General features: G+C 42.2%; 19 protein-coding genes. 16 read left to right on the top strand and 3 right to left on the bottom strand.

From position 1 onward, the window contains the following. Window positions 1-267: 267 nt before the first annotated feature. From Q8W26_RS03625 to rlmA, 12 genes are all read left to right on the top strand, one after another. Entirely contained in the window at window positions 268-1,803 is a 1,536-nt protein-coding gene (locus Q8W26_RS03625) for an anthranilate synthase component 1 (protein ID WP_101214139.1), read from the top strand. Next, window positions 1,796-2,407 (top strand): aminodeoxychorismate/anthranilate synthase component II, encoded by a 612-nt coding sequence (locus Q8W26_RS03620; protein WP_101214138.1) that lies wholly within the window; start codon window positions 1,796-1,798, stop codon window positions 2,405-2,407. Before Q8W26_RS03625 ends, Q8W26_RS03620 begins: the two co-directional genes overlap by 8 nt. Further along, window positions 2,404-3,423, top strand: coding sequence for an anthranilate phosphoribosyltransferase (gene trpD / locus Q8W26_RS03615; protein WP_101214137.1), 1,020 nt, complete (start codon window positions 2,404-2,406; stop codon window positions 3,421-3,423). The genes Q8W26_RS03620 and trpD overlap by 4 nt, the downstream gene beginning before the upstream one ends. Next, window positions 3,423-4,841: a bifunctional indole-3-glycerol-phosphate synthase TrpC/phosphoribosylanthranilate isomerase TrpF gene (gene trpCF, locus Q8W26_RS03610; protein ID WP_101214136.1), complete on the top strand. Its 1,419-nt coding sequence runs from the start codon at window positions 3,423-3,425 to the stop codon at window positions 4,839-4,841. The genes trpD and trpCF overlap by 1 nt, the downstream gene beginning before the upstream one ends. Before the next feature lie 72 nt (window positions 4,842-4,913). Beyond that, the gene (gene trpB / locus Q8W26_RS03605; protein WP_101214135.1) at window positions 4,914-6,119 is read left to right on the top strand and encodes a tryptophan synthase subunit beta; all 1,206 of its coding nucleotides are present in this window, start codon (window positions 4,914-4,916) and stop codon (window positions 6,117-6,119) included. Beyond that, on the top strand, window positions 6,119-6,928 hold the full coding sequence (trpA, locus tag Q8W26_RS03600) for a tryptophan synthase subunit alpha (protein WP_101214134.1): 810 nt from the start codon (window positions 6,119-6,121) through the stop codon (window positions 6,926-6,928). Before trpB ends, trpA begins: the two co-directional genes overlap by 1 nt. Window positions 6,929-7,067: 139 nt before the next feature. Further along, complete coding sequence (locus tag Q8W26_RS03595) at window positions 7,068-7,622, top strand: septation protein A (protein WP_101214133.1); 555 nt, start codon at window positions 7,068-7,070, stop codon at window positions 7,620-7,622. Between the two features lies 1 nt (window position 7,623). Beyond that, window positions 7,624-7,923: a YciI family protein gene (locus Q8W26_RS03590; RefSeq protein ID WP_101214132.1), complete on the top strand. Its 300-nt coding sequence runs from the start codon at window positions 7,624-7,626 to the stop codon at window positions 7,921-7,923. 3 nt (window positions 7,924-7,926) lie between these two features. Beyond that, window positions 7,927-9,186, top strand: coding sequence for a DUF3391 domain-containing protein (locus Q8W26_RS03585; RefSeq protein ID WP_101214131.1), 1,260 nt, complete (start codon window positions 7,927-7,929; stop codon window positions 9,184-9,186). 59 nt (window positions 9,187-9,245) lie between these two features. After that, window positions 9,246-10,055 carry an exodeoxyribonuclease III gene (gene xthA, locus Q8W26_RS03580; RefSeq protein WP_101214130.1) on the top strand — a complete coding sequence of 270 codons (810 nt, stop codon included), beginning with the start codon at window positions 9,246-9,248 and terminating at the stop codon, window positions 10,053-10,055. Window positions 10,056-10,167: 112 nt separating this feature from the next. Beyond that, entirely contained in the window at window positions 10,168-10,665 is a 498-nt protein-coding gene (locus Q8W26_RS03575) for a GNAT family N-acetyltransferase (protein WP_101214129.1), read from the top strand. A gap of 61 nt (window positions 10,666-10,726) precedes the next feature. Then, window positions 10,727-11,533, top strand: a complete 807-nt coding sequence (gene rlmA / locus Q8W26_RS03570) for a 23S rRNA (guanine(745)-N(1))-methyltransferase (protein ID WP_101214128.1) — start codon at window positions 10,727-10,729, stop codon at window positions 11,531-11,533. Window positions 11,534-11,616: 83 nt separating this feature from the next. Here the strand turns inward: rlmA and Q8W26_RS03565 are convergent, their stop codons facing one another. The 3 genes from Q8W26_RS03565 to yfbV all read right to left on the bottom strand — a co-directional run bounded on the left by Q8W26_RS03565 (window position 11,617) and on the right by yfbV (window position 14,072). After that, window positions 11,617-12,492 carry an SMP-30/gluconolactonase/LRE family protein gene (locus Q8W26_RS03565; protein ID WP_101214127.1) on the bottom strand — a complete coding sequence of 292 codons (876 nt, stop codon included), beginning with the start codon at window positions 12,490-12,492 and terminating at the stop codon, window positions 11,617-11,619. A 68-nt stretch (window positions 12,493-12,560) separates the two neighbouring features. Continuing rightward, window positions 12,561-13,628 (bottom strand): hypothetical protein, encoded by a 1,068-nt coding sequence (locus Q8W26_RS03560; protein ID WP_101214126.1) that lies wholly within the window; start codon window positions 13,626-13,628, stop codon window positions 12,561-12,563. A gap of 6 nt (window positions 13,629-13,634) precedes the next feature. After that, window positions 13,635-14,072, bottom strand: coding sequence for a terminus macrodomain insulation protein YfbV (gene yfbV, locus Q8W26_RS03555; RefSeq protein ID WP_101214125.1), 438 nt, complete (start codon window positions 14,070-14,072; stop codon window positions 13,635-13,637). A gap of 278 nt (window positions 14,073-14,350) precedes the next feature. Here yfbV and Q8W26_RS03550 point away from each other — a divergent pair, with 278 nt between their 5' ends. From Q8W26_RS03550 to Q8W26_RS03535, 4 genes are all read left to right on the top strand, one after another. Beyond that, window positions 14,351-15,550 carry an acetate kinase gene (locus Q8W26_RS03550; RefSeq protein ID WP_101214224.1) on the top strand — a complete coding sequence of 400 codons (1,200 nt, stop codon included), beginning with the start codon at window positions 14,351-14,353 and terminating at the stop codon, window positions 15,548-15,550. Between the two features lie 3 nt (window positions 15,551-15,553). Continuing rightward, window positions 15,554-17,704, top strand: a complete 2,151-nt coding sequence (gene pta / locus Q8W26_RS03545) for a phosphate acetyltransferase (RefSeq protein ID WP_101214124.1) — start codon at window positions 15,554-15,556, stop codon at window positions 17,702-17,704. Further along, window positions 17,697-18,131: a hypothetical protein gene (locus Q8W26_RS03540; RefSeq protein ID WP_101214123.1), complete on the top strand. Its 435-nt coding sequence runs from the start codon at window positions 17,697-17,699 to the stop codon at window positions 18,129-18,131. Before pta ends, Q8W26_RS03540 begins: the two co-directional genes overlap by 8 nt. 241 nt (window positions 18,132-18,372) lie before the next feature. After that, complete coding sequence (locus Q8W26_RS03535) at window positions 18,373-20,211, top strand: methyl-accepting chemotaxis protein (protein WP_101214122.1); 1,839 nt, start codon at window positions 18,373-18,375, stop codon at window positions 20,209-20,211. Window positions 20,212-20,602: the final 391 nt, after the last annotated feature.

The raw sequence follows: 20,602 nt of genomic DNA, 5'->3' as shown, positions 1-20,602 counted from the left end.
GCGGTGTTTACAATTTTATCAACGATTACCAATTAACAGTTGAATAAATACCGACAAAGCACACTAAAAACGAATTAGAGCTTATTATGCAACAAAACGTACAGACTATCCTTACAAATTTATGGTGGTGGCGCGATCAATTTTCGCGGGACCAGTCTGTTGTTGCATAAAATAACCCAAACAACTACTAAACCCGCTTCTCATAGCGGGTTTTTTTATAGATAAATTCGCTTCAAGCATTAACACGGAATACAGTGAATTAAACCGATGATACAAAGTCAAATAAGTAAAACCACTTGTCGTTACAGTCAGAGCCCTACCGAGCTATTTGCCCAGTTAACGCAGGACAAACACGATGTTATGCTTCTCGAATCTGCGGAGATCAATAGCAAAGATAACTTAAAAAGCCTCTTGCTTGTCTCAAGTGCACTGAAAATTACCTGCCAACACCGACAAGTTACCTTCACCGCACTGAATGACAATGGCCTGCCACTTATTGTCCAATTAAAACAGCACTTCACTGATTATCACAAAGCGAGTGACCAACACCTATTAACCATTGAATACCCACAACCACCCATTGAGCTAGACCAAGATCTACGCCTTAAAGCACCGTCACCATTTAGTGCTCTGCGTGATTTGCAACAACTATTAAGTCAAGGAAGTCATGACCAACATCGCTTTATTGCTGGCACCTTTGCTTATGACATGATTGCTAGTATCGAAGACCTACCAGAAGTACAGAGCAACAATAACCATTGTCCCGACTTTGTTTTCTACTTAATTGAAGATATGGTGATGCTGGACCATCAAGGGGGAGAGTCGGTGGTGATCTCTCATCAATTTAACCCTGCTCTAACCGATGTAATCAATCAAAAACACCAAGCCCTTGTCGAGCAGGTGAATAACTTTGAACCTAATGAGTTAGTTGGCGCACCGATAACAACTCCGGTACAAGTTAATATCGATGATGACTCATTTAAAGGCATCGTTAATGGTTTGAAACAGCAAATTATACAGGGCAATATTTTTCAAGTCGTGCCATCGCGCGCATTTACGATGGATTGCCCCAACCCATTTGCCGCCTATAACCAACTTAAAGCCACGAACCCATCACCTTATATGTTTTACATTAAGGATGCAGATTTTGTGTTATTTGGCGCATCCCCTGAAAGTGCGCTTAAGTATGAACAACTCAGTAATCAAGTTGAAGTTTATCCCATTGCGGGCACTAGACGTCGTGGTTTTAATAGTGACGGTAGTATAAACCCCGATTTAGATGGGCGCATGGAATTAGATTTACGTCTTGATAAGAAAGAATTAGCTGAGCATATTATGCTAGTTGACCTTGCTCGAAACGATGTTGCACGCATCAGCGAAGCTGGCACACGCCAAGTCGCGGAACTGCTTAAGGTCGATCGATATTCTCACGTGATGCACCTCGTTTCTCGTGTTACTGGTCAACTTCGCAACGACCTAGACGCTTTGCATGCTTACCAAGCTTGTATGAATATGGGTACTTTAGTGGGTGCGCCTAAGATTAAAGCCTCGGCATTAATTCGCGACGTAGAACAACAGCGCCGTGGTAGCTATGGTGGTGCTGTTGGTTACATTAACAGCGCGGGCGACATGGATACTTGTATCGTTATTCGCTCTGCCTTTGTCAGCAATGGAAAAGCGGTGATTCAAGCCGGAGCTGGTGTGGTATTTGACTCAGACCCACAAGCAGAAGCCGATGAAACCCGCTCAAAGGCACAAGCTGTGATTAGTGCCATTGCGGCAAAAGGAGGTTTTTATGCCTAATTTAATCGATTGTCATGTTTTCTTACTCGATAATTTCGACTCATTTACCTATAACTTGGTTGATCAATTTCGTGTTATGGGCGCAACAGTAACGATTTACCGTAATGATATCGATCCCGAGTTTATTATCGCTCAAATGAATGCCAGCGAATTACCGCCTGTCCTAGTACTTTCTCCAGGACCCGGTGCACCCAGTGAAGCAGGTTGTTTATGTGATTTAATCAGCCGCTGTATCGATAAAGTACCAATGCTAGGTATTTGTCTCGGGCATCAAGCTATAGTTGAAGCATTTGGCGGTAAAATCGGTTTAGCTCCGCAAACTGTTCATGGTAAGTCTTCTGCCATTGTTCACGACAATACAGGCCCTTTTGCTCATTTAATTAACCCAATGCCCGTTGCGCGCTATCATTCTTTGATGGCTCATCACGTACCAGAGCAATTAGAGGTCATTGCAACCATCGACGATATTGTGATGGCGATAACTAATCGCAACAAAACGGTATTAGGTTTTCAATTTCACCCAGAGTCGATACTAACCCCGGATGGTGAGAAACTATTAATTCAATCGCTTAATCATTTAATGACCAGCAAGGAAAGATTATGATCCATTCAATTTTAGAACAACTTTATCAAGGCGAGTCATTAAGTCTTGAACAAAGCCAACAATTATTTAGCCAAATTGTTCAAGGGAATGTTGAGCCTATCGTTCTTAGCTCGATTTTAACCGCATTAAAAATGAAAGGCGAAACACCCGATGAAATCGCAGGTGCAGCCCTCGCTCTCAAAGAAGCGGCAGTGAGTTTTCCAAGCCCTGATTATGATTTTATTGACAGTTGTGGTACCGGTGGCGACGGTTCAGACACCATCAATATTTCAACAGCCAGTGCGTTTGTCGCCGCGGCTTGCGGAATTAAGGTTGCCAAACATGGAAACCGCAGTGTGTCATCAAAGTCCGGCTCAGCTGACTTACTTGAAGCCTTAGGTATCAAGCTAGATATGACGCCAGAACAATCACGCGAGTGTCTTGATAAATACAACTTGTGTTTCCTATTCGCTGTGCAATACCACCAAGGTGTTCGTTTTGCAGTCCCTGTGCGTCAAGCACTCAAAACACGCACCATCTTTAATGTCCTAGGCCCGTTAATCAACCCAGCAGCGCCAAAGACTCAATTAATGGGGGTGTACGATAAAAATCTCATTGAACCTATTGCAAAGACACTACAGTTAGTCGGCGTCACTCGGGCATTAGTCGTCAATGGCTCGGGTCTTGATGAACTTGCCATTCATGGTCCCAGTGATGTTGCTGAGTTAAACAATGGTGTGATCACGACTTATCAAGTCACGCCAGATGACTTAGGTGTTGAAACAACACCTATTGAAGCACTACGCGGTGGTGATGCAGCAGAAAATGCGACACTCATTACAGCGTTGTTAAAAGGCCAAGGGGCACCCGCGCACCAAAATGCGGTGGCAGTCAATGTTGCGGCTACCTTATATCTTAGCAACAACGTGACCAGCCTAGCCGAAGGGGTTAGCTTAGCGAACAAAATTATTTCAAGCGGAAAAGCCTACCAAGTTGTAGAGCAATTAGCTGCCGCCAGTCAGGAGTTTACAGCCTAATGAATTCAGAACGTATCATTGCCGGCACTAAAATTACCGGCACCGTATTAGATCAGATAGTCGCAGATAAAGCACCACAACTTGCGCGTCTAGAAAATGAATATCCTAAGGCCGACATCAGTCAAGGGCTTGAACCATCAAAGCGTAGCTTGTTTGATGCGCTTAATGCGCCTAATGCCAGTTACATCCTAGAATGCAAAAAAGCTTCACCTTCAAAAGGTTTAATTCGTGATGAGTTTAACCTTGGTGAAATCTGCGGTGCTTATCAGCATTATGCCAGTGGTGTATCTGTGCTCACTGACGAAAAATATTTTCAAGGGCGCTTTGAGTATGTTCGTGAAGTGCGAGCCCTTATCGAGCAACCTATTCTGTGTAAAGATTTTTTCATCGACCCTTATCAGATTTTACTAGCAAGATATATGGGTGCAGATGCAATACTCTTAATGCTCTCTGTACTTGATGATGATAAATATCGTGCCCTTAGTGATTTTGCTGCACAGTACCACATGGATATTTTAACCGAGGTCAGCAACCAAGAAGAACTCGAACGTGCTTTAGCGCTTGATGCTAAGATTATCGGTATTAATAATCGTGATTTGCGTGACCTATCTATCGATCTCAATACGACCAAGAAATTGGCACCACAAATTGGTGATGACAGAGTGATAATTTCTGAGTCAGGTATATCAACTCACCAGCAAATCCTTAACTTGTCTCCATTTGTTCAAGGCTTCTTGGTTGGTAGCTCGTTAATGGAGCAACCAAATATTGATCTTGCTTGCCGTGAGCTTATTTATGGTCAAACAAAAATCTGTGGCATGACCAACCCAGAGACAGCAATTGCCGCAGCAGCCGCTGGTGCTGTCTATGGTGGTTTAATCTTTGCGCCTAAGTCACCTCGTTACATTACAGTAGGTACAGCACGAGAAATTATAGACAGCGCCGCGCTTCGCTTTGTTGGAGTATTTGTGAGTGAAGCGGTGGAAAAAGTCGCTGAAATCGCTAATGAACTCACGTTAGATGTTGTTCAATTACACGGTGGAGAAGATCAAGCCTACATCGAACAACTCAAGCCATTATTACCCGCTAGCTGTCAAATTTGGTTGGCGCTGCGTAGCGATAAGCTCTGTGAAGACACACATTATCAAATCGTTGACCGCTTACTGATCGACAGCGCTGTAACCACTGATCATAATATTCAGTTTGGTGGTACGGGCCATACGTTTGACTGGGAAAAAGTCGCCAAACCTACGCGTGAGCAAGCGATGCTGGCAGGTGGTTTAAGTCCAGACAATATAAAACTCGCGGCCAATTGCGGATTTTTGGGCCTAGATGTTAACTCTGGAGTCGAATCTAGCCCAGGGGTTAAAGATTTAGTGCAAATCAAGCGTTTGATGCAACAAATTAGAGCGTATTAATCAACAACGGATTAATGCCATTTTACTTTTAGAATACGATTAACATAAATCAGTATAATTGGGGATACCTAAATGAGTACAGTTTCACCCTATTTCGGCGACTTTGGCGGTATGTTTGTGCCAGAGATCCTTGTGCCAGCATTAGAACAGTTAGAACAAGCGTTCGTCGATAGCCAAAGTGACGAAAGCTTCCAAAACGAATTTATGAGTTTGTTAAAGGACTACGCAGGGCGTCCTACGGCATTAACTTTGTGCCGTAACTTCAGTCCAAATCCATTAGTCAAAATCTATTTAAAGCGCGAAGATTTACTGCATGGCGGTGCACATAAAACTAACCAAGTATTAGGTCAAGCACTGCTAGCTAAACGTATGGGCAAAAAAGAAATAATTGCCGAAACGGGCGCTGGCCAGCACGGCGTTGCTACGGCACTAGCTTGTGCCCTTCTTGGTTTAAAGGCCCGAATCTACATGGGGGCTAAAGATTGTGAACGTCAGCAACCGAATGTATTTCGCATGAAGTTGATGGGCGCTGAAGTTATTCCTGTAACGGCAGGTAGCGGTACGTTAAAAGACGCAGTGAACGAAGCCCTACGTGATTGGTCAGCAAACTATGACAGCAGCCATTACTTGTTAGGAACCGCTGCTGGGCCTCACCCATTCCCGACTATGGTTCGTGAATTCCAAAAGATGATTGGCGAAGAAGCAAAACAGCAAATCCTGGCTGCTGAAGGCCAATTACCTGATACTGTTATTGCATGTGTTGGCGGCGGCTCGAACGCTATAGGTATGTTTAATGACTTTATCGAAGAGAGTGGAGTTGAACTTGTTGGCGTAGAGCCTGCGGGTTTAGGCGTTGATTCAGGCCATCACGGCGCAACGATCGGTAAAGGGCGCAAAGGAATAATCCACGGGACTTATACTTATTTAATGCAAGATAAAGATGGGCAAATTGAGGAGTCTTATTCTGTGTCAGCAGGCCTAGATTACCCGGGCGTTGGACCTCAGCATGCCCACCTCGCCGCCATTGGCCGTGCCCGTTACGAGTCAGTCACTGACGATCAAGCATTAGAAGCATTTCAGCGCTTAGCTCGCAGTGAAGGCATTATCCCTGCCCTCGAGTCATCGCATGCTCTTGCCTATGCTTACCAGTTAGCAAATCAGCTAGATAAGCCAGCAACCTTATTGGTTAACTTATCAGGCCGTGGCGATAAAGATTTAGCCCATGTGACCACTATTCTAGATAATAAAAGCAGCGAAAATTCTCAGGAGGCACAATAATGAGTGACCGTTATCAACAGCTTTTCGCTGATTTAAAAGAAAAAAAACAAGGTGCTTTTGTTCCGTTTGTCTGCATAGGCGATCCAAACCCGGAGCAATCACTAGCGGTTATTGATACGCTAGTTGCCGCTGGTGCGGATGCACTTGAGTTAGGCATTCCCTTCTCTGACCCAAGTGCCGATGGCCCGACAATTCAAGCCGCGAGTGATCGTGCACTTGAAGCGGGCACTACACCAGCGGTGTGCTTTGACATTATCGCTAACATTCGTCGTAAGCACCCTCAAGTACCAATTGGGTTGTTGCTTTACGCCAATTTAGTAGCCTGTAATGGTATCAGTGAGTTCTATCAACAGTGTCAAGCCGCTGGGGTTGATTCTGTTCTAATCGCTGATGTTCCACTTCGCGAAGCCGCGCCATTCAAAGCAGCAGCTGAGCAGGCTTGTATTCAAAGTATTTTTATCGCACCTCCTAATGGCAGCGAAGAGACGCTTAAACAGGTAGCACAGCAAACACAAGGCTATACCTACCTATTAAGCCGTGCTGGTGTAACAGGCACAGAGTCAAAGGTAAAAATGCCCGTTGAAGATTTGATAACCACCTTGAAAGATAATCAAGCTGCACCCCTTCTTCTAGGGTTTGGGATTTCAACACCCGATGATGCTAAAGCCGGTTTGGCCGCCGGTGCTGATGGTATTATTAGTGGCTCAGCAGTAGTTAAGATTATTGAGAATAACCTAGACCAACCGACAATAATGCTAGAACAATTAGCCGCATTCATTTCGAGCATGAAGCAAGCCACATTAAGCTAAGAGGTTTTTCACAAAGCCCTAACTTAAAGCCCATGATTTAGTATTAAATCATGGGCTTTTTCTATCTAAGCACCAATAAGTTATAGCGGCCCGAATGATATTTTATTACAATAGCTTTAAATTTTAATAAGTAAGTCTTATGAAACAGTTACTCGATTTTCTGCCACTATTGGCATTTTTTATTACCTATTACCTTATCGATGTCTATGCCGCAACAGGCGCGTTAATTGCTGCCACAGTCATTCAGTTGGCATTGTTACAAATCATTTTTAAAAAAATTGAGCGAAGCCATTGGATTACCTTTGCTGTTGTTAGTGTTTTTGGTGCGCTCACACTGTACCTCCATGATGATGCTTTCATTAAATGGAAGGTATCCATAATTTACGGTATTTTTGCCGTCGTATTACTTGCCTATCAAGTAATGTCTGACCCTATTCCTAAGAAATTACTCGGTACTGAAATTGATGCACCCGACAGTGTTTGGCGAAATATAACTCTCGGCTGGGCGCTGACCTGTATCGTTAGTGCTATCGCTAATTATTATATTGCATTTAATCTAAGTCTAGATACTTGGGTTAATTTTAAAGTGTTTGGCCTAACCGCCTTAACTTTTGTCTTATTTATTGTCACGGGTATCTACTTGTATAAATATATGCCTGAAGATGAAGAAACCTCAGAACAGGAGAAAAAATAGCATGTGGTATGTCATTTATGCAGAAGATGTTGAAAACAGTTTAGAAAACCGCCTTGCAGCACGACCTGCACATCTTGAGCGTCTACAAATATTAAATAATGAGGGTCGTCTATTAGTCGCCGGACCAACCCCTGCCATCGATAGTGAAGATCCAGGCGCCGCAGGCTTTACTGGTTCATTGGTTATTGCCGAATTCGATTCGCTAACACAAGCCCAACAATGGGCAGACGCTGATCCGTATATTACTGCCGGTGTATATCAACAAGTTACTGTTAAGCCGTATAAGAAAGTACTCCCTTAGTCCATGGCCAACCAAGCTCGTATAAAACTCACCATTCAGCGATTACAACCAGGGATTTTTATCGAAATCCCAGTTGGCTGGAATGAACATCCGTTTATGTTCAACCGCTTTAAGATAACGTCACAAAAACAAATAGCGATGTTAAATCAGGCTAATATTAGCCATGTTTATGCCATTCCTCACAAGAGTACTGCGAACCCTTTACCGGCCATCGAAGAGTCATCACAACCCCCGATTAACAGCAATGTTAATATGCAGCCACAACTCGATGAGTTAACCAAAATAAAGCAAAAGCAGATTGAAGCTATGCAGGGTTACCGTCGTTCATTAAAAAAATGTGAAGGAGCCTACCAAATAGCAGTAAGTCAGGTTCGGTCTTTAACCAGTAAAATAAAAGCCCGCCCTTTACTCGCGATGCAGGAAGCGGAAGAAGTGATCAGTTCGATGGCTGAAGCACTAATGGCTAAAGATGATCTTGTTCTTCATTTAGTCGGAGATGACAGAGACGATATCGATATCCACCAGCACGCAATCTCAGTATCGTTATTGTCGATGATGATCGGCAATTACTTAAAGTATGACAAACAGCAAATTGAAGATTTAGGTACAGCGGGTTTACTCCATGATATTGGTAAAATGAAAATACCAAGCCAATTTTATACCGGCAAAGATGTGTCTCCAGCAAAACGTAAATTTGTTACTGAAAAGCATACTGAATACTCTGTTGAATATCTCAATAACGCGCCAAATATTTCTGATAATGTAAAACAACTTGTTCTCGAGCACCATGAATTCGCTGATGGAAGTGGCTACCCAAGTCAATTGACTGCTGATAAGTTAAACCCTTTATCATTGGTTATTTCACTGGTTAACTATTATGATAACTTGTGCTATCCGCTAGATGAATCAAAAGCCAAGTCACCTTCACAAGCTTTATCTTTCTTATTTAAAAATAAAGCTCATTTATTTGATCCGCAACAGCTTGGTGCTTTTGTTAAAACCATGGGCGTATACCCTCCTGGTACTTTTGTTCGATTAAATACCGATCAAATTGGTATTGTAATTACTGTTAATTCGAATAAATTACTTTACCCTAATGTAATGGTGTATGATGAAAACATCCCTCGCGATGATGCCGCCATTATTAATATTGAAGATGAAGAAGGGATTGCCATTGAATCGGCAATCTCCGGGCAAGGTTTACCTGAGCAGGTAAGAAGTTACCTCAATCCTCGTTCACGAATCAGCTTTTTCATCGAATAAACAATTATTATCATGCTGTGATTAACCCTCACAGTAACTATTTATCAAGGTTAAGCATTATGAAAGCAATTTCTTTTAACATTAATGGTCTGCGGGCTCGTCTTCATCAGTTAGAAGCTCTCATCGAAAAACATCAACCACAAGTAATTGGCCTGCAAGAAATCAAAGTCGATAACCCACAGTTTCCTTTAGAAGCAGTTGAGGCAATGGGCTATAAAGTATTTTATCACGGTCAAAAGGGCCACTATGGCGTTGCACTTATGACTAACCTTGAGGTGGAAGATGTGCAATATGGCTTTCCAACCGATGAAGAAGATGCACAACGTCGTATGATCATGGCCACTGTCACAACAAAAGCCGGCAATAAAGTTCGCGTGTTAAATGGCTATTTCCCACAAGGGGAAAACCGTAGCCACGAAACCAAGTTCCCTGCAAAAGAAAAGTTCTATCAAGACTTGCAACACTACTTGACCACTAATCACACCAATGAGGAAAATGTGATCGTGATGGGTGATATTAACATCTCTCCAGCGGACATCGATATTGGTATTGGACCAGATAACGCGAAGCGCTGGTTACGCACTGGTAAGTGCAGCTTTTTACCCGAAGAGCGCGAATGGCTAGGGACTTTACAAGGCTGGGGCTTAGACGACACGTTCCGTTTATTACACCCAGAAAGAGAAGAATGCTATAGCTGGTTTGATTATCGTTCACGTGGCTTTGATGATAACCGTGGCCTACGTATTGATGTTATTCTAGCAACACAAAACCTTAGTCAATATTGTACTGAATCGGATGTTGATTATGAGCTTCGTGGTATTGACAAACCATCAGATCATGCACCGATTTGGTCTAGCTTCGAATTTTAGGCTGATTCCCTATTCCATGGTTTAATCAATTTATCCTTTTTGTTTATTGACAATTGAGCACCTTTTGTTCAAGATTTAGCTGTCAATAAACAACGAGGAACCTATTAAAGATATGCTAAAAATCCGTCAAGCCACCCTCGATGATCTCACTGAAATTGATTCAATTTATAATCACTATATTCGTCACTCAGCAGCAACTTTCGATTTAAAACCTTGGCCTTCAGAGAAGCGACAAGCTTGGTTTAAACATATTAAAAGCTCCCCTCGCAACGAAGTATTAGTTGCTGTGCACCATGAACAAGTGGTTGCATTTGCGTTTAATAGTCCTTACAACCTAAAAGCCGCTTATGCTAACTCGACCGAAATCACTATTTATAAATCTCCAGCTTGCCAACTTAAAGGCGTCGGTAAAATCTTGTTCCGTTATTTGTTTGAGGCGCTCGAAAAACACCAATTCCACAGAGCATACAGCTTAATCACCTTGCCAAACCCAGAGTCAGTCAAATTACACCAGAACTTCGACTTTAAGCATATTGGCACTTTAACCGAATCAGGTTTGAAATTTGCTCAATATCATGACGTTGCTATCCTAGAAAAAGCACTTAACTAGCACTACAGGCGTTTTTACACTACAATGCGCCTGTTTTTCCATCTTGAGAACATCTTTGTCTATGTTTTACGCCTGTCCTATTTGCGATCAGCAGCTCGTGCTATCACCAAGCCATACCAACCTAAGTTGTAGTAACAACCACCAGTTTGATCGAGCCAAGCAAGGGTATTTCAATCTATTACCCGTTCAACGTAAAAAGTCAAAGCAACCTGGAGATAGTAAAGAAATGATTAGCGCTCGTCATGACTTTCTTAATGCAGACTATTATCAGCCGTTAGCTGAAAAAATTGCCCAAATAATTAAGCAGCAGCAAGTGTCTACCCTACTCGATTTAGGTTGTGGTGAAGGCTACTACACAAGACAGGTTAAGCAAAGAGTGACATCGTTAGACACTTACGGGGTCGATATATCCAAACCCGCGATTATTAAAGCTGCTAAGCAAGACAAACAAGGGCATTATAGTGTCGCTAGCTCAGATAAATTACCATTAGTTGATAACTGTATCGACTTAATCTTAAAGGTTTATGCACCAGCAAATGAGGATGAGTTAAAGCGTGTAGTAACTGACAAAGGGCTGCTACTGACAATTACCCCTGGTCCTCGCCACCTCTGGCAGCTCAGAGAGTATATTTATCAAGATGTTAGGGCTCATGATACTCAAGACACAGTGTTTAAAGGTTTTAAACGCATGAGCAGCGAAAATTTCAGTTTCACAATTTGCCCAACTGATGAACATCGTGTCGCCCTATTACAAATGACGCCATTTGCGTGGAAAGCAAATGAAGTAATCACCGAGCAAATCCAACAGGCTCAGAATCTTAATATTGAATTGGATTTCGTGATTAACCTCTATCAGACTCTGGAGTAGTTTAAGCTATTAGTGTCAATTAACCTCCCCTGACAGGACGTAACTCCGGTTATGACATCGGGACATTACAATAAACAGCGTGACTAGTTTAATACGAGATACTCAACAGACCCACGCTTTTGCATTGTGACATAAAGGCGTGACTGATCATTTGATAAGGCGACGTTTGTTGGAAATAAGCCCTTAAGACGAAACTCTTTTATCACGCGCCCTTGCGGCGTTACTTTTAATACAACCCCAGCTCCATAGCGGGCGATATAGAGGTTGCCAAGTTTGTCACAACGCATGCCATCAAGCCCATGCTCGTTAAATTCGATCAACAGGCGCTTGTTACTAATATTATGGTTCTTATCAAGATCGTATGCCCATACTTTACGTTGAACACTCTCATTAACATATAATATTTTCTCGTTTGGGCTGATAGCAATACCGTTAGTCGTTCCTAGGTTTTCCGCCATTCGTTGCGTTTGCCCATCCGGGCTAATACGCCACAGTTGACCATTTCCTTTCGACCAATTAGGATCACTGGCAAACAAAGTCCCATCGCTCATCATCGCAATATCATTGGGCTGATTCATTTCTGCATTATGAGCATGAACCGAAACACTTTTTGTTTTTGGATCAACCATTAAAATGTTGTGTCCAGTGTAATCGGCAACATACAACAAACCTGATGGAGAAAATTGTAATCCATTTCCCGTACTTCCCTCAGGTAATGCTACATATAATTGCGCGCTTCCCTTCGAGTCTATCTTGCCAATGGTACCTTGCTTTGAGAAATTAACCGCGTATAAGTAACCATGAGGGCCAACAACCGGTCCTTCAACACCTTGGGTAAACGTCGACTCTGCGACTAGATCAATACTGTCTCTCACCGGCTTTGGTGAATTAGCAAAAGCAGAAATCGATATAAATGATGAAAGAACGAAAGCAACACGGTATTTCAGATTATGATTCATAAAATTAGCTGTTGAGAAATATAATGCTCTTGATACTAGCACCAAAGTATTGACAAAAAAAAGCCTAATCAATTCAATTTCAATGGTTTAATATGATCTAGCTGTTGTTTAGTGACTAGCGTATGAAATTCTTGCGCGAGTAGATGACTTTGTTTCATCACCTCGCCCCAATAGGTTTGCCTCTGAGTTAAACTCATGGTTTTAAAGTCATTTCTATCTGGAATTTTCTGTAACGGTAACTGCCTGATGAAATCTTTTGTCGGTGTTAACATAACCACATTATCATAATGTGCGTCGAGAGGCTTACGCTTAAGATTTTTATCAAACCATCCTGCTTTTGGTTGATTAGTAAAGTGAGGGTACAACACTAGAGGCTGCTCTTCACTCCCTTCAAATTTACTATTAAAATGATAATCGATTAATCCACCATCTCGAAAGACACCGGGCGGTGCCCCATTAATATGAGGTATTCCGGGCAGCAACATCGGTATAGCACCGGAAGCAAGAAGTGATTGTTTTATATTATCAGGTGTTAGTTCAACGTAACAAGTGTCTAAACCATGTAAATCTGAGATAACTAAACTCTTCACATCAGCGCCAATAACAATGCGTTTACAATGCTTATTAAGCCTTGAACGCTCAATTCTATTTGCACAGAATGCGTTGAGCAAGCCAAACAGTTGTAATAACGAGACCTCACTCGACAGGAGGCCTTGGGTGCGCGCGGTAATGAAGTTGGCTTTAAATATAGGGTTTTCTAGTATTTCCTTGATACCCGTGTCGCCCAACGTTTTGTTGACCAACGCGATACTTTTTAGCTCAATTTCTTGTGCCGTTGCGCCCTTTGGATAATCTAAAGCGGCATAGTCATCAGCCAAACGTCTTATCGCTGCAATCGGATTGGCCTGAGCGAGCGCTGAAAAACGAAAGGCCCCCGCCGATGAGCCTATAAGTCGAAGAGGTGTGGTGCGGCCGTTAAAAAACTCACCAAATAAATAGCAGTCTAAGCCAAACAGTGTGAACCATTTGGGCCCACCGCTCGCGCCGAGCATGGTATGGAAATAATCAGGGTGTAGGCCATGGCGATGAATATGGCTAAGCGCTGTTGAACCAGCGCTTACGTCGAGGAGCGGCATCAAGTATTAAGGTAAGTCAAAGGCTTTATTGAGTTTTGAATAAGCATCATTTAACAACTGAGCCATATCCATGTAACTTGCTTTGGCATGAATAGGCTTCACTGACATACCAGCATTTATCATTTGAGTGCGAACTTCACTACACCAAGATAATAAATTCCTAGATAAAGGTTGTTTTGAGCGATGTCCCAACCAGATAAGCCCTTGGTAGGGAATGCTTAGCACTAATAAAGACATCGCCAGTGCGCGTGGAATCACATCTTCACCAAAATAAAGAAATTGAACAACAAAAGAAAGGCTTGCGATCATTGGTGCAACTTTTTGTAATAATTTACACAGCGCGATAATTCGACCTTCAGGGAAGATAGCCGACAACTCGCGTTGTTGAGGCCATAAGTGTTGATAAAGTCGTCCTTGCTCGATCAATTGTTTTAATTCATGCATATTTTTTCCTAACAATTGGTGTTAAAGCAATCTTTTATAGTCTACAGTTGATTTAAATTAATAAAACTCTAAGTGGAACTAGTTTATCTCTTATCCCATAGTATAATACAGCTTACACACTTTATGTGCTGTGTTTGCTATTTTTGCTAAATATCTTCGAAGTTTCAACATACTGTATCGCAATACACAATCAACAGTCCATAACTAGTTCACCTTCAACACAATACAAGCACAAAATGTGTGCGGTTATTGAAACGTTTAATTTACTGGTAGTAATAATGACAGATAAGCTTGTTTTTATATTAAACTGCGGCAGCTCCTCGCTGAAGTTCGCATTGATTGACACCCAAACCCAACAACAAATATTAAGCGGATTGGCAGATTCGTTGGCAAGTGACTCTCCTATTATCACGATAAAATATCAAGGCAATAAACACCGTGTTACATTGCCTGCCCAAGCCGCTCATCAACAGGCCATAGACACTGTAGTTGCGTTTTTGCAACAGCATCAACTTGCAACTCATGTTGTCGCCGTAGGTCATCGCGTCGTGCATGGCGGTGAAGCCTTTACAGAGTCTGTCATTATTACCCCGCAAGTATTATCGCAGATAGAGCAAGTTTCACAGCTAGCCCCATTGCATAACCCAGCGAATATCATAGGTATCAAAGCAGCGCAGCAAGCATTTAATCAATTACCGCAAGTGGCGGTCTTTGATACGGCCTTCCATCAAACGATCCCTGCAAAGGCTTACCTGTACCCTTTGCCTTATTCACTTTACGAAGAACACGGTATCCGCCGTTATGGTTTTCACGGTACTAGCCATTTTTATGTGACCCAGCAAGCTTCTCAATTATTAGGAATCGAACGTGATCAACTCAACATCATTAGCGCTCACCTTGGTAATGGGGCAAGTGTCACTGCGATAAAAAACGGGCAAAGTGTTGACACAAGTATGGGTCTAACGCCGTTAGAAGGTTTAGTGATGGGAACTCGCTGTGGTGATATAGACCCTGCAATCTCCCACTTTTTGATTGACCAACTCGGTTATCAGCAAGCACAGGTTAATCAACTGCTCAATAAAGAGAGTGGCTTACTTGGTTTATCTCAGCTATCTAATGATTGCCGAGTATTGGAAGAGGAAGCTGAACAAGGCCACGAAGGGGCTCGTCTTGCATTAGACATATTTTGTTATCGTCTGGCAAAATACATTGCCTCTTATACTGTCCCGCTAGGTCAGCTCGATGCAGTGGTGTTTACAGGAGGCATCGGCGAAAACTCAGACATGATTCGTGAAAATGTGTTACGACAACTCTCAATCTTTGGTTTTAAAGTCGATCACGACAAAAACCAAGCCGCACGTTTTGGCGCTTCTGGCATCATCACTAATAATGCAGGTCCGCAGGCAATCGTCATCCCGACTAATGAAGAGCTTGTCATTGCCCAAGACTCAATTCGCTTAATTCAACAGGAGCAATAAGTTATGGCTAGAACGATAATGTTAGTCCCTGTTGGGTTTGGTGTCGGCTTGACCTCAGTGAGTATGGGGATTGTTCATGCCTTAGAGCGTCACGGTATTAAAGTGAATTTCTTTAAACCCATTGCCCAGCCAAGTAACGGTGATACAGGGCCTGAGCGTTCAACCGCCATCATTGGGCTTAACCCAAACATTAAACCACCGCAGCCTTTCGCACCGAGCTATGTTGCCAACTTAATGAGTGGTAATAAAGCCGATACCCTGCTTGAAGAAATCGTAGAGCGTGCTAATAAAGCCCTTGAAGGTAATGATATTTTAGTCATAGAAGGGATGGTCCCCACTCGAAAGCAACAATACTCTTCAAGACTCAATAATAAAATTGCTACGGCACTTGATGCCGAGGTTGTTTTCGTCACCTCTCCGGGTGCAGATAGTGCTATTCAACAAAAAGAGCGGATTGAAATTGCTTGTCAAAGTTTTGGGGGCACGAGCTCAGAGCGTATTTTAGGCTGTATCGTTAACCAAATTAATGCCCCTATCGATGAACATGGCGTTATTCGACCGGACTTAGCTGGAAGCTTATCAGGAACACATCAAAAACAAATGGAAGTTTTCCAACTGTTTGGCCGCAGTCCGATTCGTGTTCTGGGTTATGTACCATGGAACGAGAAGATTATCGCACCAAGAGTGATTGACTTAGCTAATCACTTAAAAGCCAAAGTCATCAATGAAGGACAGCTGCATTCGCGTAGACTGCGCAGCATTAGTTTCTGCGCACGAAGTATTCCCAATATGGTTGACAACTTTAACGCTGACAAACTGCTGGTTGCTTCAGGTGATCGATCTGATGTTATTGTTTCAGTGTGTTTGGCTGCGATGAACGGCGTTAAAATTGGTGCGTTGTTACTCACCAATGGCTATGAACCTGAAGAGCCAGTCATGAAATTATGCGAACAAGCAATGGCTACCGGCCTACCAATTTTGCTCGTTGAAACGAATACTTGGCAAACGTCGATTGATTTGCAAAGTTTTAATCACGAAGTGCCTATCGATGACACCAAACGTATTTATAACGTCCAAGAGTTTATGGCCAGTCACATAGACAAACATTGGATCAGTTCCTTAACTCAAGTATCCAGTCGTGAGCGTCGCCTTTCTCCAGCGGCTTTCCGTTACAAATTAACTGAAATGGCCCGTACCGCAGGTAAAACAATTGTGTTACCTGAGGGTGAAGAACCTCGAACGATTAAAGCCGCTGCTATTTGTTCTATGCGTAATATTGCTAACTGTATCTTGTTGGGTAACCCAGAAGCGATTGAGTTAACAGCAAAGCAACAAGGCTTAGAGCTTGGCCCTGGCGTGAGTATTATTGACCCTGAGCAAGTGCGCCAATTATATGTCGCCCCAATGGTTAAACTGCGTGAACATAAAGGCATCACAGATATCATCGCTTTAGAGCAACTGCAAGATAATGTTGTCCTTGGTTCTATGATGCTGGCCTTAGGGGAAGTCGATGGTCTGGTGTCTGGCGCAGTCCATACAACGGCCAACACTATCCGCCCTCCATTGCAGTTGGTTAAAACAGCACCTAATACTAGTTTGGTGTCATCAATTTTCTTTATGTTGCTGCCTGATCAAGTGCTAATTTACGGTGACTGTGCCATCAATCCCGATCCAACAGCGGAACAATTAGCTGAAATAGCAATACAATCTGCCGACTCAGCGACAGCGTTTGGCATCCAGCCTAAAGTAGCGATGATTAGTTATTCTACGGGTACATCTGGCTCAGGCTCTGATGTCGAAAAAGTCCGTGAAGCGACAGAACTTGCTAAACAAAAACGTCCAGACTTAGTGATCGATGGACCATTACAGTACGATGCCGCTGTCATGAAAAACGTTGCAGCATCTAAAGCACCTAATAGTCCTGTTGCAGGTCAGGCGAACGTTTTTATCTTCCCTGACCTTAATACCGGTAATACAACCTACAAAGCGGTACAGCGTAGTGCTGACCTCATTAGTATTGGGCCAATGCTGCAAGGGATGAAAAAACCAGTTAATGACTTATCTCGTGGTGCATTAGTCGATGATATTGTTTACACTATTGCGCTAACAGCAATTCAAGGACAACAAGCGGAAGAAAATGAATATAATGACTAACCTACTCCCTGTTAAAGCTATTACATTATTAGCAACACTATTACTTACATTTACGCTCACAGGTTGTGGCGGTGCAGATTCAAAAAAACTCCCTGAGGATGTTGCAGAAGAGTTTATTAATGCCGTATACAACACCAAAGATATTTCGGTAATTAAACAGCATTCGTCAGACAAAGTGTTAGATTTAATTGAACACTACCGTACCGTTAAGATGATTCAGCGACACTTAATGGACTTAACGTTAGATTCAGCTAAAATTCAAGTGACGGATGTCGGCGGTGACTTTTTTAGAAAATCTAAAAAAGATAATAAAGTTGAAATCCATATTCGAGGAGACTTTCAAGGTAATAAAAAAGCCGATGACCGTTTCATTTTAATGACTTGGCAAGATGGTCGCTGGAAAGTCAAGAAAGTTACTAAATCGTAATTAACAGACTCGTTTTAAAGTAATTGCTCAAAAACCGAACATTCAGTTCGGTTTTTTCATTTATAATTAATTATTTATTACAGATTTATTACAATATGTCGATATAGTAAAGGAGTGCCGTTTATTCAAAGAGTCACCATAGAGTAATTTCTTTGAATCTCTCTTATACTATAAATATCTGCAAATGCGGAAAATAAAAAAAACGGCTTACTTTAACTGGTTACTGAAAGTTGGGACAACTATGCAAATAAAACATAAACTAACGCTAAGTACGGCACTACTCGTTTTAAGCTTAATCATCATGCTAATACTAGAAACCTACAGTATTAATACGATGAATCGCTTAGTCGAGGGGGTCAAAACTGCAGACGCCATTGATAAGGATGTTTTACAGCTACGCCGCAATGAAAAGGACTTTCTCGCACGAAAAGATGAAAAATACGTCAAGAAGTTTGATAAGAATATTTCCAAGCTAATGACGCATACCCAAGAGCTTGAAACTCTGTTTGCAGACTTTGATTTGCCAAATACAGAAATCAAACAACTGCAACTGGTTGTAAAAGACTACCAAAAGAAGTTTCATGCCCTCAACCAGTTACAAAAGCACATTGGTTATAGTAAGGATGACGGCTTAAATAAAAAGCTTCGCAATGCTGCACACCGTCTTGAAACAGGCATTGATTCACAGGATTTAGTGTTAGTAACTAATGTACTTCAGCTACGCCGTCACGAAAAAGATTTTATGCTTCGCCTCGACCCTAAGTATGTTGATAAGGCCAACAAACAGATACAGGTGATTAAACGCCACTTGGTGAGTAACAATCTCACAACTGCGCCACTTGTTGAATACGACAAAAGCTTTAACGGCTACGTTGATGCAACTAAAACCTTTGGCTTAACAGCGTATGAAGGTTCATTAGGAGAGCTTCGTAAAACCATCCATTCGACTGAAACCTTATTAGATAAAGTCATCGAAATTAATAGCAAACAAATAGACGACACGACCCAACAAGTAACGTTTTTACTGTACGGCCTTTTTACCGTGATATTCGTCATTGCGGTTTCATTATCGATGTATACAACCCGCAGTATCTTACGACCAATACATGCTTTACGTGATCTAATGATAACCATTAGACAATCGAAGGATTTAACCCTGCGAGCAAACGAGAATCAGTCTGATGAAATCTCTGATATGGCCCATCATTTTAACGATATGATTGCCCAATTTAGAACATTGATTGTTGATGTTAATTCATCGGTTTCAACACTAAATACTACCACAGATAGTCTCGCAGCAAATGTTGAGATCACCTCATCTGGGGTTCAGTCCCAAATGTCTGAAACAGACATGGTGGCAACAGCAATTACTGAAATGGTTGCAACAGTCGATGAAATAGCGAGGAACACAACAGATACGGCAAATAAAGCTGAAGACACAAATACAAATGCACAATTAGGCCGAGCTGGTGTTGAGCAAACGATTGAACAAATCAATCAACTTTCAAGCAATCTGCTTAACTCAGAAAGTGTGATCACCCAGCTTGAAACCGACAGTAAGAGCATTGGCTCAGTATTAGATGTCATTCGTGGTATCGCCGAGCAAACAAACCTGTTAGCGCTTAATGCGGCCATTGAAGCGGCAAGAGCCGGCGAGCAAGGCCGTGGCTTCGCGGTTGTTGCGGATGAGGTACGATCATTAGCAAGTAAGACACAAGACTCGACCAGTGAAATTGAGACGATTATTGAACAGTTCCAAGGACGCACTACTGAAATAGTTGCGTTAATGGCCGCCTGTCGTGATCAAGGTAAAGTCAGTGCTGAACAAGCAGCTAGCACAGGAAAAATGCTGAGAGAGATTACAGATGATATCTCAGAAATTTTAGGCATGACCACATCTGTTGCTGCAGCTATTGAGGAGCAGAGTGCCGTCGCTGCTGAGGTTAATACTCATATTGTTTCAATTCGTGATGTCACGGATCAAACATCTGAGTCAGCTGAGCAAAATGAACAAATGAGTCATGAGGTTTCAAGACAAGCGGATCATTTACATAACGCAGTCGAGCAATTTAAGGTGTAACCCTAGCTGTTCAAATCTAGGATATATAACGTTAAAAAGAGCTGTTCTTACAGCTCTTTTTTTATGCTTAATTTCCCTAACAAACAACATCTATATCGACACCATAATTGCAGGCAGTTATTAATACACTCTTTTGGTTAATATCAATTGCGTCAATAAAGTGAATAATGCTGTAACGAGGATAAACAGATTCGCGAGCAGGCTCTGTGTTAAAGACAGAGCTTGCTACGTAGCGCTCCCCTATCTGTGCAAGACATAGATTGGTGTTTGTAATCTTTCGGCATTGATAGTAGATAATTCGTTTAAACCGCGAAAAGTGTTCAGGTAATTAGTGGAATTGCGATAAATGCTACCTCGCGACAGAGCGTCCAGCAGTTCATAGCAAAAAAAT

Origin of the sequence: Psychrobium sp. 1_MG-2023 (assembly GCF_030689115.1) — a bacterium.
GTDB lineage: Bacteria > Pseudomonadota > Gammaproteobacteria > Enterobacterales > Psychrobiaceae > Psychrobium.
The sequence above is the reverse complement of the archived record's forward strand: the minus strand, read 5'-3'. Positions and strand labels throughout refer to the sequence as shown.

What these genes read in the sequence shown, in the direction of transcription:
- Q8W26_RS03625 (WP_101214139.1), top strand. Translation starts at nt 268, where the DNA reads ATGATACAAAGTCAAATAAGTAAAACCACTTGTCGTTACAGTCAGAGC.
- Q8W26_RS03620 (WP_101214138.1), top strand. Translation starts at nt 1,796, where the DNA reads ATGCCTAATTTAATCGATTGTCATGTTTTCTTACTCGATAATTTCGAC.
- trpD (WP_101214137.1), top strand. Translation starts at nt 2,404, where the DNA reads ATGATCCATTCAATTTTAGAACAACTTTATCAAGGCGAGTCATTAAGT.
- trpCF (WP_101214136.1), top strand. Translation starts at nt 3,423, where the DNA reads ATGAATTCAGAACGTATCATTGCCGGCACTAAAATTACCGGCACCGTA.
- trpB (WP_101214135.1), top strand. Translation starts at nt 4,914, where the DNA reads ATGAGTACAGTTTCACCCTATTTCGGCGACTTTGGCGGTATGTTTGTG.
- trpA (WP_101214134.1), top strand. Translation starts at nt 6,119, where the DNA reads ATGAGTGACCGTTATCAACAGCTTTTCGCTGATTTAAAAGAAAAAAAA.
- Q8W26_RS03595 (WP_101214133.1), top strand. Translation starts at nt 7,068, where the DNA reads ATGAAACAGTTACTCGATTTTCTGCCACTATTGGCATTTTTTATTACC.
- Q8W26_RS03590 (WP_101214132.1), top strand. Translation starts at nt 7,624, where the DNA reads ATGTGGTATGTCATTTATGCAGAAGATGTTGAAAACAGTTTAGAAAAC.
- Q8W26_RS03585 (WP_101214131.1), top strand. Translation starts at nt 7,927, where the DNA reads ATGGCCAACCAAGCTCGTATAAAACTCACCATTCAGCGATTACAACCA.
- xthA (WP_101214130.1), top strand. Translation starts at nt 9,246, where the DNA reads ATGAAAGCAATTTCTTTTAACATTAATGGTCTGCGGGCTCGTCTTCAT.
- Q8W26_RS03575 (WP_101214129.1), top strand. Translation starts at nt 10,168, where the DNA reads ATGCTAAAAATCCGTCAAGCCACCCTCGATGATCTCACTGAAATTGAT.
- rlmA (WP_101214128.1), top strand. Translation starts at nt 10,727, where the DNA reads ATGTTTTACGCCTGTCCTATTTGCGATCAGCAGCTCGTGCTATCACCA.
- Q8W26_RS03565 (WP_101214127.1), bottom strand. Translation starts at nt 12,492, where the DNA reads ATGAATCATAATCTGAAATACCGTGTTGCTTTCGTTCTTTCATCATTT.
- Q8W26_RS03560 (WP_101214126.1), bottom strand. Translation starts at nt 13,628, where the DNA reads ATGCCGCTCCTCGACGTAAGCGCTGGTTCAACAGCGCTTAGCCATATT.
- yfbV (WP_101214125.1), bottom strand. Translation starts at nt 14,072, where the DNA reads ATGCATGAATTAAAACAATTGATCGAGCAAGGACGACTTTATCAACAC.
- Q8W26_RS03550 (WP_101214224.1), top strand. Translation starts at nt 14,351, where the DNA reads ATGACAGATAAGCTTGTTTTTATATTAAACTGCGGCAGCTCCTCGCTG.
- pta (WP_101214124.1), top strand. Translation starts at nt 15,554, where the DNA reads ATGGCTAGAACGATAATGTTAGTCCCTGTTGGGTTTGGTGTCGGCTTG.
- Q8W26_RS03540 (WP_101214123.1), top strand. Translation starts at nt 17,697, where the DNA reads ATGACTAACCTACTCCCTGTTAAAGCTATTACATTATTAGCAACACTA.
- Q8W26_RS03535 (WP_101214122.1), top strand. Translation starts at nt 18,373, where the DNA reads ATGCAAATAAAACATAAACTAACGCTAAGTACGGCACTACTCGTTTTA.